Raw genomic sequence first — 13,357 nt, 5'->3', positions numbered from 1 at the left:
CAGGTTTATTTTTATTGAACTTGGCATTTTAATGAATCAATATAGTTAAAAGCTTCATCCATCTCTTCTTCTGTATACTTTTGTTTTGCTTTAACTGTTTGAACTTTTTCCTTGATCTCGTCCTTATCAAGCTTCTCAAAATACATTACGGTAGATACAAGTTCTAAGAACCTTGAAGACTGCTCGTTCATTGAGCGAACACAACTTCCTAGCTTTTCGATCTCCGCACCATATGTGGAAAGAAGTTGCTGGCCTTCTTCGTTCACCGCATATCGGTATTGCGAATAGCCGCTCACCTTTTCTTTCACTTCATGTATGTATCCCATGTTGCAAAGCTCTTCAATCTTAAGTGTTAATTCTTCAGAATATGGTCCGTAAAAGTGAAATTGATATTTTTCTTGGAATGGAAAGTTTAGCTTTTTTGCGATGTACACCATCTTTTGAAGCTTTTTCCGACCGACGACTTCTCCGGCTTCTTGAATCAAGGTGACTACCTTTAAATGATCCTCAAACACAGTACGTTCCCCCTAACATCCTTTTTCTATTTATCTGTTTGTAAGAGTTGATTTCCGTTGCAGGTGCTCGCTTTCCGCGGGGCAGGCGGTGAGCCACATTCGTTCGTTTCACTCTTAAGTGTCTCACCTGCTCACCTGTCCCGCAGGAGTCTCGCACCTTACACTCCAATCAACTTTTCAGTGATGTCTTTTTAGTAACAAACAACAACTTGAAGTGAATCTGATAGTCAAATCGACTGTTAAACACACTACCTATTCAAAATCTCTTTAATTTTACTTTTAAGCGTTTTATCCTCAATCGCTTCGATCAGATCGAGGGGATAATAGAGTTTGTGATCGGTTCGGCGTTTACCGGAGATTGCCTCGACGACGTCTGATTCTCTGGACAGCTCACGGATATCGCCGTTTGGTTTTAATAGGTTGATCGGCAGACGCTCTTCTTTTTCTCCAGGGCGGTAAAAGTCGTATGGCAGATCTGACGATGAATCGACGACTAAATAATATTTCGGATTGATGCCTGCCTCTGTAAAGTAACTCGACAGCAAGTGACCGTCCGTAAAGGAGACCATTTCGGTATACTTGAATAGTTTTCGGTCGATGAAGCGATGACATAAATCGCTTAGAATTGAGTCCTCTTCTTCCATCCATCCTTGGAAGTAATAGTGGATTACACCTTCATCGAGCGAAATATAATCGTGAAGCGAAACATTACCATCAAACAGCGTTTTAAAATGAGACAGCTCTCTTTTGAATGTATACCCTGTTTCATACAGTTCCTTCGCTCGGTGCAAAATTTTACTCAATATGACTTCCGCACTGCGCGTTACAGGGTGAAAGTATACTTGCCAGTACATCTGGTAGCGGCTCATGATATAGTCTTCTACCGCATGCATGCCGCTTGATTTTATAACGACGCCCTCTTCAGTCGGACGCATCACACGCAGGATTCGCTCGATATCGAAATTACCGTAGCTCACTCCCGTAAAATAAGCGTCTCGTAAAAGGTAATCCATTCTGTCTGCATCAATCTGACTTGAAATCAGACTGACGATTAATTTATCTCTATGTGTTTTCGCGATCACTTCTGCTACTTGTACAGGAAAATCTTCTCCCATCTGCAAAAGGACGCGATGAACTTCTGTATCGCCTAGTATAATGTCTCTACTGAATTCCTCATGATCCACACCGAACACTTTTTCAAAAGAGTGTGAGAATGGACCGTGTCCTACATCATGTAGAAGAGCCGCGGAAAGAACGAGCAGACGCTTTTCTGGGTCCCATGTTTTCTTTTCTTGAAAAATATCAATGATCCGTCTCGTAATCTCATAAACACCAAGAGAATGGCTAAAACGGCTATGTTCTGCTCCATGAAATGTTAAGTATGTCGTCCCAAGCTGACGAATTCTTCGCAGTCTTTGAAACTCGCGCGTACCGATCAGACGCCAGATCAGTTCATCACGCACGTGGATGTAACGATGCACTGGGTCTTTAAATACTTTCTCTTCGTGCAACTTTCCTAAGAGTTTAGCCATTGATTTTTTTCCTGCTCCTTCACCTGCATTTATAGGTAAGAATTCTCGTAAAAAAGAAAAATCCCTTCCTTGGTCTATCTAGCTAAGAAGGTATTTTCTGTATAAGTATCGTGTTGTAACTACTAGAATATACCCTATTGTATCGTGTTCTTAACTTTGAAAACAACCACTATTTTTTGCTATCCGTACTCCCTTTTTATCGGTAAAAGACACCACATTCACACCATTTTCTTACCGTTCATATTTGGGTTATACTAGATAAGGCTTATAACGGAAATGATAGATTTTATATAGATTTCAGGAGGAACTCATCATGGATCAAGATCGAAGAATTAGAAACGGACAAGCTTGGAGCAACAGCTCTTATACAGCATGGGTCAACCGCTTTGGCGTGCCGGAGAAAGCAGTTTCTCGTATTCTAAAAGATCCGAAACGCAGACTTCAGCCATTAGATCAGTACATTGGTGAAGTCTCAGGCAAAAAGATCGTGAATCTCTTAGGTTCACACGGCAGTAAAGCAGTAGCACTCTCTCTTCTTGGAGCAGAGACGACAGTGATCGACATCTCTGATTCGAACGCAGCGTATGCGCGAGAACTGGCTGCTGCCGCTAACGTTGATGTCCGCTATGTGGTAGAAGATATTTTAAATCTGCCTCAATTCGAAATGACAGGCGATTATGATATGGCATTCATGGAAAACGGCATTCTGCACTATTTTGCCGATCTGAACGAATACTTCAGCGTTGTTACAGGACTTTTGAAAAAGGGAGGAACTTTGATCCTGCAAGACTTCCACCCTGTTTCTACAAAGTTGATAGAGTCTCAAGGAAAAAGCCAAGCTGTTAGAAAGCATAAAGTTTCTGGAGATTATTTTAGTGAAGAGCTTGTTACAACAGACGTAGCTTATTCGAAATTTTTACCAGAACTTCAGTATGCGACTTCTGAAGAACGCGCACCGTTTCAAGTACAGATTCGCCAGTGGACGCTTGGCGAGATCATAACTGCCATCGGATCAGCCGGACTTTGGATCAAACAGCTCGTTGAAGAACCACACCCAGACGAACTCGACCGCGGCATTCCAAAATCGTTCATCATCGTAGCGGAGAAATTGTAATGACAGATTATCTACTCTCTCAGCCTGTTTGGCGGTTGATCGACCAGTCTACACTCGGTCCGTCTTTTGATGCACGGCAGTCTTTCGCGACAGATGATACGCTTTGCACGTCGATCGGGAGCGGTGATTCTCCGGCGACAGCACGCACTTGGGTGCATCACGATACGATCGTCCTCGGCATACAAGACACACGTCTTCCTCACCTAAAAGAGGCGATTGAGTTTTTAGAGTCAGAAGGATACCGGGCAATTGTAAGGAATTCCGGCGGGCTTGCTGTGGTACTCGATAGCGGTGTGTTGAACATCTCGCTTATTCTTCCTGAAAAAGAGGGAACGATTGATATCAATCAAGGCTACGATACTATGACGGCACTTGTGGAAGAGCTTCTTGCACCATATAATGCGAAGTTTGAAGCATACGAGATCGTCGGCTCTTATTGCCCGGGAAGTTATGATTTAAGTATCGGCGGCAAAAAGTTTGCAGGAATCTCTCAACGGCGTATGCGCGGCGGTGTTGCGGTACAGATTTACTTATGTGTGGACGGCAGCGGTTCAGAGCGCGCGTCCGTGATCGGAGAGTTTTATAAACGTGGTTTAGCTGGTGAGGATACAAAGTTTCAATATCCGGTGATTGAGCCAGATGTGATGGCCAGTTTAGCAGAACTGCTTGGACAACCGTTAACCGTAGCAGATATACACGCTTCTTTATTACGAGTGCTACACAAAAATAGCGAACTTTTTTACAGCGGTCAGCTTTCAGCAGAGGAAAGCGAGCTGCTTCCTGGGAATATCAAGCGAATGTGGGATCGTAATGAGAAGGCACTGTCACTGTAGGGTGATGGTGTCTTTTTGGAGTGTACAGGTTATGTGTTGAAATTTATTTTTATATGATGAGTGGCTATTTTTATGTGATTAGCGGTAATTTTTATGTGATGCCTGCTCTTTTTTATGTGATGTGACTCCATTTTTATGTGATGGTGTATTTTTAGCGGCAGCTCGGCCACCATAACATCCATTTTCCACACAAAAAAGCCAGCTGCAAAGAGCTGGCTTCACTAAATTATGAACTTACAATGCTTGCATCGCTGTGATCAACGCTAATTTATAAACGTCTTCTGCGTTACATCCACGAGAAAGATCGTTTACAGGCATGTTCAACCCTTGAAGGATCGGCCCGATCGCTTCAAATCCGCCAAGACGTTGAACCATCTTGTATCCGATGTTTCCTGTTTCAAGACTTGGGAAGATAAATACGTTCGCCTCCCCTTTGATTGGTGATTCTGGAGCTTTTTTCGCTGCTACAGATGGAACGAATGCTGCATCGAACTGAAGCTCTCCATCATACGGGAAGTCCGGGTTCATTCCTTTTAAAACTTCCAATGCTTCAACTACTTTTTCTGTCTCAGGAGAAACTGCTGATCCTTTTGTAGAGAAAGAAAGAAGCGCAACTTTAGGGTCAATACCGAAAACACGTGCCGTTTCAGCAGAAACCATAGCAGATTCAGCTAGATCTTGGCTGTTAGGTGAAATGTTGATCGCGCAATCTGCGAACACATACTTCTCATCGCCACGAACCATGATGAACGCACCAGAAGTCTTTTTCACGCCTTCTTTTGTTTTGATAATCTGTAGAGCCGGACGAACTGTGTCAGCAGTAGAGTGTGCCGCACCACTTACAAGTCCGTGAGCTTTCCCTGTGTAAACAAGCATTGTTCCGAAATAGTTTTCATCTAAAAGAATTTTACGTGCTTGTTCTTCTGATGTTTTTCCTTTACGGCGTTCCACTAAAGCGTCAACCAACGCATCGAACTCGCCGTATTCAGCAGGGTTTAGTACTTCTACTCCATCTAGTGAGAATCCACCAGCTTGTGCTTTTGCTGTTACGTCAGCAGGATTTCCTATTAAAATCGGTTGAAGAACTTTTTCAGATGCTAGACGACTTGCGGCCTCTAGAATTCTTTCATCTGTACCCTCCGGAAAAACGATTGTAGGATTTGCGGATTGGACTTTACTCTTTAAATCTATAAAAAGATCACTCATGATTTAGCCTCCTATTTTCTCTATATAAACTGTACTTTTTTGCACTCACTATTAGGGTACTCCTTTTTTCACACCTTTTAAACCTATCCATGCAGTTGTAAGCGCTTGATAAAAGAAGTTCTTATATTTAGAATTTTTTTACGTCTATGAATTTTATTTTTTTGATTATGAATCTTTTTCGTTCATCTACCGTAAAATTGTTTGAAAAATTTTGAGGAGGAATTATACATGTCTTTTGTAAACCGTATGTTAGCTTCTGTAGGAATTGGATCAGCAAAGGTAGACACCATTTTAGATAAAAATACGTACTCACCTGGTGAGAGCATTACAGGAAAGATTAGAATCGAGGGCGGTAAAGTTGATCAAAATATCGACCACATCACTCTTTATGTCATGACAGAATACTATCGAGAAGTGGATGACAAAAAAGTGAGAGATACTGCAGCGATTGAAAAGACGAATGTAACAAGCTCACTTGTTGTTAAAGCAGGCAGCCAGCAAGAGATTCCGTTCTCTCTTAAACTTCCATACGATGCTCCATTAACACTTGGCCACACGCCAGTCTGGATCAAAACAGGGCTTGATATTCAGATGGCTGTTGATCCAACAGATAACGATCAGATTCGCGTACTGCCAGATAGTGAAACGTCTGCGATCTTTGATGCGATCGAGCAGCTCGGATTCCGCCTCAGAAAAGCTTACTGCGGTTCTGCACCGCGTTATATGCGCCGCAGACTTCCGTTTTTACAAGAGTTTGAGTATGTTCCAACATCAGGAACATATGCTGGAAAGCTAGATGAGCTTGAAGTAATCATGGTTCCACAAACAGATAGCATCGAGCTATTCTTAGAAATCGATAAGAAAGGTAAAGGATTGTTCGGCATGCTTTCTGAAGCGATGGACATGGATGAGACGAAGGTTCGCCTCACATTGTCACGCGCAGAACTTCGAAATCCTGCAGGTGTTAAGAGCAAGATCGAGCAGTTGCTTCGCCAATACAGCTAATTCCTCCTTTTTGGATTAGTCCCTACTTATGGTATATTTGTAGGGACGTGTTTATATCTAGCAAGGAGTGAATAGTTGATGAGTGAAGCAGCGATTACATTAGAAGGCTGGTATTGCCTTCATGATTTCCGTACGATGGACTGGGCCGCTTGGAAAACGCTTTCCGGTGACCAGAGAGAATATGCGATCAATGAATTTTTAACGTTCCTTGAGAAGTGGGAGAACGTAGAAGCTAACAAAGTGGGCAGTCATGCTCTTTACAGCATCATGGGGCAAAAAGCAGACTTTATGATGATGCTTCTTCGTCCGACGATGGAAGAACTGAACGAGATCGAAAACGCATTTAACAAAACAGCATTCGCTCAATATACAGTAAAAGAATACTCTTACGTTTCTGTTGTCGAGCTAAGTACGTACAATCCACAGAACGAGAGCGGCGAGATGGATCCGATGATCAAAGCTCGTCTGTTCCCAGAGCTGCCAAAATGGAAACATGTATGTTTCTATCCAATGGACAAACGCCGTGATGGCGAAGATAACTGGTACATGCTGCCGATGGAAGAGCGCAAGAAGATGATGTACTCCCACGGCATGATCGGCCGCGGTTATGCAGGAAAAGTGAAGCAGATTATCACAGGATCAGTTGGTCTAGATGATTGGGAATGGGGCGTAACGCTGTTCTCGAACGACATGCTTCAATTCAAAAAACTCGTATACGAAATGCGCTTTGACGAAGTAAGTGCGCGCTACGGCGAGTTCGGATCTTTCTATGTTGGAAACATCCTTACAAAAGAAGCAGTGCCCGCTTATTTGCAGGTGTAATGATGAAGATGACTCATTTGTTAAGATGAGTCATCTTTTTTTTGTTGTCGAGGAATGTCGGAAATCGGATAAATATTTTTATACACGTAATTATGTGGCTTAAGTACGGAATTATGAGAGATTACCTCGTATAAAATAAGATTTACCTCGTAATTATTTTGAAGTGTTCACCTCAGACGAACACCTCGTTTAAATGTCCTTCCTAAACAAACATCCTCACTCCTGCTGCCTAAGGATTGCTTTCAAAACGAGTCAGCCTCTTCTTGCTCTTTCATTAAACTTTCATAACGTTGGTCTAGTTTCCCAAAACAGCTCATACACATATATCGAATGTTCTGTTTCCCTGCTTGTACACCAAGATTAACAACATAGAGGGGGAAGGCAATTGGCAGTCATTAAGGCTACAAATAAGGATATTGACTTGCTGGCACGTCTCATACGTGCGGAAGCTGAGGGTGAAGGTGACCAAGGGATGCTCCTTGTTGGTAATACCGGCGTAAATCGAATTCGCTCCAACTGCCTTGACTTTAAAAATATTCGTACGATGCAGCAGATGGTCTTCCAAAGACCTGGGGGATTTGAAGCAACGATCAAAGGATATTTTTATCAAGGTGCAAGAGAGAATGAAAGAAGGTTAGCGAGAAGGGTTATTAATGGTCAGCGCTTCCACCCTGCCAGAAATTCGTTATGGTTTTTCGATCCAAAAGGGGCTTGTCCGAAGACTTGGTACAATCAGCCTCACTCGGGCAGCTTCAAGGCTCACTGTTTTTATCAGCCGAAACAAAGCGATTGTCCAAATGTGTTTAACACCTTTTAGGGAGGTTTGTTGATGAACAACTTTAATCCGTACGGCCAAGAGTATTATCGGGCTCAAAATGGAATGGGTATGATGGGTGGCGGCATGGGAGGAATGGCAGGCATGGGGGTTCCTCAAGACATGGCACAAAGTCAGCAGGCACCAGGAATGGGCGGCGGCCCTCTCCAAGATATCGGTGCACCTGGGCAGCTTCCGCTTGAGCAGTCCTACATCGAAAATATTTTAAGGATGAACAAAGGGAAAGTCGCAACCGTTTATATGACTTTTGAGAACAATGAAAAATGGAACGCCAAGGTGTTTAAAGGAATCATTGAAGCCGCTGGACGTGATCATATCATCCTTAGCGATCCGCAAACAGGTAAACGTTATCTGCTATTGATGGTGTATGTAAACTATGTCACGTTTGATGAAGAGATTAACTATAGCTATCCGTATGGCACGCAACAGCAGCAACAGCAAGGCGGTCAGATGTCCCAATACAGCCCTCGTTGATAGATATTATTCCTGTCTGGTTCAGGCAATCATAGAACAGGCGCCCTCTAATTTAAGAGAGCGCCTTTTTATTATGCTTTTACAACTGCGATGATCAGCAGAACCCAACCAACGATGAATGCTACGCCACCAAGCGGTGTAATAGGACCAAAGAATTTCATCCCTGTGGTCGAAAGGGCATATAGACTTCCAGAGAAAAGCAGTATACCGATAAAGAAAGACCAACCTGCTCCTGTTAATAGCGTTGAAGCTGGAAATTTACCAAGTAAAACACCGACAACTAACAAGGCTAGTGCATGATACATGTGGTATTGAACCCCAGTTTGGTACACATTTAGCATGTTTCTTGCATTTAATTTAGCTTCGAGTGCATGTGCCCCGAAAGCTCCAAGCATAACTGCAAGCATCGCGTGAATCGCACCTAATATAAGAAAAAGCTTCATCCTGTTCCACTCCTGTTTTTCTTTTATCTTACCATTGAAAAATGACATTACAAAGGATGCCACAGGATTGTAAAAATTTTGGCGGACGGGTTGTCCATGATAAAAAAGGCGAACGTTAACGTTTTTTCGGCTGACGTTCGCTGTCAAGTAATCGGACGTATTGATCAATCTTACGCTCAAGCTCTTCTTTCTCTACTAATTCAGAGTGAAGTTCTCGAATAATTCCTTCTAAACTCTGAATGCGCCTCTCAAACTGAAAAAGCAAGTAGCCCGCAATGACGATAGGAAAGCCCACATTTCCGAGGAGATTAACTAAGTTTAACCATTCACTTGCTCCGACCATTTCCATTCACCCCTCATTTTTTATCGAACAAAACAGAACATATGTTCGTAATTTTAGTATAAAGCGAACGGAGAATATTTGCCATCATTCCTTTCTCATATTTTCATTTTGATTCGAAGGACCTATACAAAAAAGAGGTTTAAATAAATGAGGTAGTGGAATAACAAAAAATAAGACAGAAAAAAATTACATAAGAGGAGGAACAATAAAATGGAACTTCTTATTACAATGATATATACAATTCTTGGTTTAGCTGCTCTAAGTCTAATCGCAACAGTGACTGCCATTTATTTTTCTAATAAAAAGATTAACGAAAAAATTGAAATCGCAAAACGTAGAGATGCAAGAATGGAACACCAAAATACGTATGTTTCGATCTAACAGCGCTGATAGTGGCGCTGTTTTTTTTTTATGGATATTTTGCCCATTCATTGTTGCCCTTGAAAGTAGAAAATTATTTAAAAACAACAACCTTTTGGAATAGAATGTTCGTTGTGAGAAGACCCTTGTGAAAATATCAAAACGGGGAAATGTGGGGAAAACTTGTGGAATTATCTCCAGAATTTCCGGAATCCCCTCTCCTGCTACCCCACCACAAGTACTCTCCTCCATACAAACCAACACAAAAAAAGAAAAACCCACTCACAAAGAGCAGGTTTTCCACAAACTAATATTTAAAAATCGAAAATAGAGTCTCCGTTGCCGTCTTTTTCGTCTTGATTGTCATCCTCATAGTCCATATCATAATCCATCATAGACTTTTGGTGTTTTTTTGCGGGAGGAGCGGTCACTAGGCTGGCTGGCTTTTGAACGGGGTATGAGGGGACCCACCCTTTCACGTCAACAGCTGTACCTTCGTCATCCGCTTCTAACATTAATTCGCACAATGTTTTAATGGCTGATACATGTTCGCGCAGTTTTGGAGAGTTCTCATCTAATACTTTCATTTCGGCAACATGCTTTTCTATTTTTTTTGCAAACTGACTTACTGATATATTCATCGGTTTCACCACAATTGTTTTTTTCTTATTCTATCAAACCCGATCACATAAATAAAATAAATGCCAAAAAAGGCAGCTCAAACAAGCTGCCTTTTGCTCCAAATTCCGCTCAAGTATATTCATACACTAGCACACGTACGGTGATCCTGCCGCAAGCATGATAGTGAATGCGAAAAATAGCCTTATTTATTATTTTGCAGCAGACCCCCTTCTTTTTCCCAATGCATTCATTTCACATATTTTTACTACATCAACACAAACTTCACACTATGTAATCTACGACGTATCTACCCAACTGAAATTCTGATTATTGAAAGGAACGGCAATTGCAAACATAATTTCCGATGCATTCTTGTTACTCACTTCACCATACGAAAAGAAGTTAACACCAGATTCATTCGCCATCATAACTTGTCCCGTTTTCGGCATAGAAACTGAAACCATGTAGTTCTTCATAACCGACCCCATTAACAGCAGAACCCAAAGTACATACGTCATAACTTCCATCTTCCCTACCCCTTTCAAATTTTCGTTGATTTGTACCGATCTATTTAAACCCTACTTTACTGGCAAGTGTTTTCTTTATTTCATCCTCCCTTCAAACTTACCAATGTATGTGGTGTTAATTGCGATTATACGTACCTTTTTATAAAATGTTTGTCACAATGTGCTTTTGTTTTAAAGTTTCTATCAACAAAAGATTCGCTTCAAATACAAAAAAGAGCAGATTCGGCCCACATTTTTGTATAATAGTGAATATAGAAGTGAATATGTTAGCGAGTTTAAGCTGAATATGATAGAAAAAGACGTATGCTTCTAAATCTTTTTATACTTTAATTATTTTCTGTAGAAACAAGGAGGAGAATCATGTCCGTACTTAACGAAATCTTAGCGTTCAATCACCAATTTGTTGAAAACAAAGAATATGAACCTTTCCAAACTACTAAATTTCCTGATAAAGGACTTGTTATCGTATCTTGTATGGATACGCGCCTGACTGAATTGTTGCCAAGTGCGATGAATATTAAGAACGGTGATGTAAAAGTTATCAAATCGGCTGGAGCGGTTATCTCCCATCCATTCGGTTCAATTATGAGAAGTATCCTTGTGGCCATCTATGAACTAAAAGCTGAAGAAGTTATGGTCATCGGTCACTATGATTGCGGAATGAGCAATGTAAACGCAGATGGACTACTTGCCAAGATGAAAGACCGCGGCATTGAAGAGTCAACGTTTGATACATTAAAATATTCTGGACTCGATTTAAAGAAATGGGTTCAAGGATTTGAAAGTGTTGAGGATTCTGTGAGAAACAGTGTAAAGCTTGTAAAAAATCACCCGCTGCTTCCTGAAGATATTAAAGTACACGGTCTCGTTATCGACCCTGCTACAGGAAGACTTGATCTTGTGGAACGCGGAGAATAGAAATACAAAAGGCAAAGCGCATACTACTTGCTTTGCCTTTTTTCTTATTATTGATTGATCTTCGTAATTCGTCCTTCAATCTGTGCGGATACGGTATCACGGTTTTTAAAATAGTTTACTAGCGCTTCGAGATCCGTAACGCTTACCGTCGGATTCTTTCCTTCTAATAAAACGGTATAACCATCACCGCCACCTGCCATAAAATTGTTCACAGTAACCGTATATTCTTGTTCTGCCTCAATCGGTGTTCCATCTTTCTTAACCATCGAAACTGTTCGATCTCCAACTGGCTTTGAAAGATCAAATGTAGCTTTCAGACCAGAAATTTGAAGCATCTTCTCTCTATCCGTTGCCCATTGAGATTCGAAAAGTTCTTTGATCTGCGCTCCTGTTAATGTCATCGTCACAAGATCGTTGCCAAACGGTTGAACGTTAAAAAGTTCTCCCCATGTCACTTCACCAGGATTGATCACATCACGAATCCCCCCTGGGTTCATAAACGCAAAATCCGTACCCGTCTCTTCTGTCATAGAATCTGCGATCACATTCCCTAGTTCAGACTCACCATTATATGCTTCTGTTCCTGATAGGAGTTGATTCGTGTTCCCTACGACTTCATTAATGATTGGTGCTACTTGATCTTCGGCTTGTTTAATTATTTTCGTAATTCTAGAGTCCGGTGTTATACCTTTTTGCATGACCGACACGACTTCTGCTTTACTTTTTACGATATCTTTCGTGCGGCGGTCAATTTTCAAATCTACATCCGCAAAAGCTGTGCCATATGAAAATGCTTGTACAAGTAGTTTGTTATCTACTACAGCGTTCACGTTTCTATGATTGTGTGCACCAAACATTACGTCAACTTCATCATCTACTTTGTTTGCCATATCCACGAGTTCACCAGATACTTCCCCGGTCGCTGATTGTTCTACAGGGTTATGCGCTAGAACAACAATAGACTTTACACCCTTTTTCTTAAGAGATTTCGCAGCTTTATTGATCGCTTGTGCTTCATCTATAAATTCAACGCCTGCTGTTCCACTTGGAATGACAATATCCGGCGTGTCTGAGAAAACTACTCCGATGAATCCGATGTTTACTCCTTTAACCTTCTTGATCACATAAGAAGGGAAAATATTTTTCTTCGTCTCTTTATCTATGACGTTAGCAACCACATATGGGAAGTCTGCACCTTTAAAATAACCTGTCTTTTCATGAGTTCCGCCTTTTATCAGACGCATCATCTCATCTATGCCTTCATCAAACTCATGGTTTCCTAGTGTTCCTACATCAAAGCCCATCTTATTCATGATTTCTACTGTTGGCTCGTCCTGCAGCAATGCAGATGTCGGAGAGCTTGCTCCTACCATATCACCAGCATGTACTAAAAGCGTGTTAGGGTTTTCGCGTTCTCTCATCTTTAAATAGCTTGCTAGATAGTCTGCACGCCCAACAGGTTCTCCTGCAACATTACGTGTAATATCAATCTGTCCATGAAAGTCATTTACTCCAAGCAGTTGAACATCTAAGTAACGGCCCTTATGTTTTTGGATATCGTGTTCCTCTGCATGTACGCCTGCGCCGATTGGCGTTAATCCTAAAGCAAGTGCTAAAGCTGATAATGTCTTTTTCATTAAACAAACTCCCCTATCACTCATTTTATAAAAAACTCAACAATTAAAAGTATATATTTTGAAATGTAAAATGATAGAGGATTTTCGTAAAAATGGTGTAAAAAAGCTATATTCCTATAAAAAAGGAATTTATGCCTACACAGCTGGATTCCGGCAGTTAATTTAGTACTTT

Annotated in this window: 16 protein-coding genes; 8 read left to right on the top strand and 8 right to left on the bottom strand. The window is 41.3% G+C overall.

Annotated elements, in window-relative coordinates:
- Positions 1 to 11: 11 nt before the first annotated feature.
- Complete coding sequence (locus HU823_RS06365; RefSeq protein WP_197221487.1) at positions 12 to 515, bottom strand: YwgA family protein; 504 nt, start codon at positions 513 to 515, stop codon at positions 12 to 14.
- A gap of 248 nt (positions 516 to 763) precedes the next feature.
- Positions 764 to 2,047, bottom strand: coding sequence for an HD domain-containing protein (locus HU823_RS06360; protein ID WP_144696809.1), 1,284 nt, complete (start codon positions 2,045 to 2,047; stop codon positions 764 to 766).
- A gap of 313 nt (positions 2,048 to 2,360) precedes the next feature.
- On the opposite strand from HU823_RS06360, the gene HU823_RS06355 reads away from it, so the two are divergent.
- Both HU823_RS06355 and HU823_RS06350 read left to right on the top strand, forming a co-directional pair.
- A complete protein-coding gene (locus HU823_RS06355) occupies positions 2,361 to 3,161 on the top strand; it encodes a class I SAM-dependent methyltransferase (protein WP_197221486.1) in 801 nt (266 codons plus the stop codon).
- Positions 3,161 to 3,994, top strand: coding sequence for a lipoate--protein ligase family protein (locus HU823_RS06350; RefSeq protein ID WP_197221485.1), 834 nt, complete (start codon positions 3,161 to 3,163; stop codon positions 3,992 to 3,994). The genes HU823_RS06355 and HU823_RS06350 overlap by 1 nt, the downstream gene beginning before the upstream one ends.
- Before the next feature lie 234 nt (positions 3,995 to 4,228).
- Here the strand turns inward: HU823_RS06350 and pta are convergent, their stop codons facing one another.
- Positions 4,229 to 5,200 carry a phosphate acetyltransferase gene (gene pta / locus HU823_RS06345; RefSeq protein ID WP_197221484.1) on the bottom strand — a complete coding sequence of 324 codons (972 nt, stop codon included), beginning with the start codon at positions 5,198 to 5,200 and terminating at the stop codon, positions 4,229 to 4,231.
- A gap of 228 nt (positions 5,201 to 5,428) precedes the next feature.
- Here pta and HU823_RS06340 point away from each other — a divergent pair, with 228 nt between their 5' ends.
- From HU823_RS06340 to gerQ, 4 genes are all read left to right on the top strand, one after another.
- Entirely contained in the window at positions 5,429 to 6,205 is a 777-nt protein-coding gene (locus HU823_RS06340; protein ID WP_197221483.1) for a sporulation protein, read from the top strand.
- Between the two features lie 78 nt (positions 6,206 to 6,283).
- Positions 6,284 to 7,027, top strand: a complete 744-nt coding sequence (gene hemQ, locus HU823_RS06335) for a hydrogen peroxide-dependent heme synthase (RefSeq protein ID WP_066399147.1) — start codon at positions 6,284 to 6,286, stop codon at positions 7,025 to 7,027.
- Positions 7,028 to 7,412: 385 nt separating this feature from the next.
- On the top strand, positions 7,413 to 7,844 hold the full coding sequence (locus tag HU823_RS06330) for a cell wall hydrolase (protein ID WP_137791183.1): 432 nt from the start codon (positions 7,413 to 7,415) through the stop codon (positions 7,842 to 7,844).
- Between the two features lie 12 nt (positions 7,845 to 7,856).
- Positions 7,857 to 8,336 carry a spore coat protein GerQ gene (gene gerQ / locus HU823_RS06325; protein WP_191755468.1) on the top strand — a complete coding sequence of 160 codons (480 nt, stop codon included), beginning with the start codon at positions 7,857 to 7,859 and terminating at the stop codon, positions 8,334 to 8,336.
- Positions 8,337 to 8,407: 71 nt separating this feature from the next.
- On the opposite strand, the gene HU823_RS06320 is transcribed toward gerQ, so the two are convergent.
- Together HU823_RS06320 and HU823_RS22260 are read right to left on the bottom strand one after the other, a co-directional pair.
- Positions 8,408 to 8,779, bottom strand: a complete 372-nt coding sequence (locus HU823_RS06320) for a DUF423 domain-containing protein (protein WP_144696801.1) — start codon at positions 8,777 to 8,779, stop codon at positions 8,408 to 8,410.
- Positions 8,780 to 8,894: 115 nt separating this feature from the next.
- The gene (locus HU823_RS22260) at positions 8,895 to 9,128 is read right to left on the bottom strand and encodes a YvrJ family protein (RefSeq protein ID WP_082861534.1); all 234 of its coding nucleotides are present in this window, start codon (positions 9,126 to 9,128) and stop codon (positions 8,895 to 8,897) included.
- 204 nt (positions 9,129 to 9,332) lie between these two features.
- Between HU823_RS22260 and HU823_RS06310 the strand changes: the two genes are divergently transcribed.
- Positions 9,333 to 9,503: a hypothetical protein gene (locus HU823_RS06310; RefSeq protein WP_153236725.1), complete on the top strand. Its 171-nt coding sequence runs from the start codon at positions 9,333 to 9,335 to the stop codon at positions 9,501 to 9,503.
- A gap of 293 nt (positions 9,504 to 9,796) precedes the next feature.
- Here the strand turns inward: HU823_RS06310 and HU823_RS06305 are convergent, their stop codons facing one another.
- Together HU823_RS06305 and HU823_RS06300 are read right to left on the bottom strand one after the other, a co-directional pair.
- Positions 9,797 to 10,123 (bottom strand): YwdI family protein, encoded by a 327-nt coding sequence (locus HU823_RS06305; RefSeq protein ID WP_197221482.1) that lies wholly within the window; start codon positions 10,121 to 10,123, stop codon positions 9,797 to 9,799.
- A 276-nt stretch (positions 10,124 to 10,399) separates the two neighbouring features.
- Positions 10,400 to 10,630 carry a hypothetical protein gene (locus tag HU823_RS06300; protein ID WP_197221481.1) on the bottom strand — a complete coding sequence of 77 codons (231 nt, stop codon included), beginning with the start codon at positions 10,628 to 10,630 and terminating at the stop codon, positions 10,400 to 10,402.
- 360 nt (positions 10,631 to 10,990) lie between these two features.
- On the opposite strand from HU823_RS06300, the gene HU823_RS06295 reads away from it, so the two are divergent.
- A complete protein-coding gene (locus tag HU823_RS06295) occupies positions 10,991 to 11,548 on the top strand; it encodes a beta-class carbonic anhydrase (protein WP_066399162.1) in 558 nt (185 codons plus the stop codon).
- Between the two features lie 47 nt (positions 11,549 to 11,595).
- Here the strand turns inward: HU823_RS06295 and HU823_RS06290 are convergent, their stop codons facing one another.
- The gene (locus tag HU823_RS06290; RefSeq protein WP_231607319.1) at positions 11,596 to 13,185 is read right to left on the bottom strand and encodes a bifunctional metallophosphatase/5'-nucleotidase; all 1,590 of its coding nucleotides are present in this window, start codon (positions 13,183 to 13,185) and stop codon (positions 11,596 to 11,598) included.
- Positions 13,186 to 13,357: the final 172 nt, after the last annotated feature.

The sequence above is a fragment of the Fictibacillus sp. 18YEL24 genome (assembly GCF_015903855.1).
Lineage (GTDB): Bacteria > Bacillota > Bacilli > Bacillales > Fictibacillaceae > Fictibacillus > Fictibacillus phosphorivorans_C.
Note: the sequence above shows the minus strand (reverse complement) of the source record. Positions and strands in the feature narration are given on the sequence as shown.